The organism is Micrococcus sp. KRD096 (assembly GCF_017168495.1).
GTDB classification, from domain to species: domain Bacteria; phylum Actinomycetota; class Actinomycetes; order Actinomycetales; family Micrococcaceae; genus Micrococcus; species Micrococcus luteus.
Genome location: NZ_JABFAY010000032.1, coordinates 1 through 381, shown reverse-complemented (window position 1 = coordinate 381; position 381 = coordinate 1). Strand labels below are relative to the sequence as shown.

Sequence of the window (381 nt, the reverse complement as noted above, 5' to 3'; positions counted from 1 at the left end):
CCCTTCTTCTTCGTCTTCTTCTTCGTGCCCGGGTCGACGTCGACATCCGTGTCGTCGATGTCGTCCTGGGCCTTGCGGAACTTCTTCAGCCAGTCGATCGAGTCCTTGATGTTGGTGCTCAGGCCGCCGAAGAACTTGAGCAGCCGCCCGCCGATGACCAGGAACGCCAGGGCCGCGATACCGATGCCGCCGATGGCACCGACCACGTCCTGGGCGGGCTCCGGCAGAGCGTTGAACCCGTCAGCGATCAGCTGGATCAGGTCGGCCAGCGCGCGTACGGCGGGCGTGAGGACGTCTGCCACCCCGCCCGCCAGCTCACCGATCAGCGGCCCCGCGTCACCGAGGGCGTCGAGGAAGTGGCGCACCGCGTCGGCCAATTGC

General features: G+C 67.2%; 1 protein-coding gene. It reads right to left on the bottom strand.

The annotated features are described in order from the left end of the window. On the bottom strand, positions 1-381 hold a 381-nt coding region (locus J1M41_RS11220), incomplete at both ends, for a hypothetical protein (protein ID WP_206451764.1).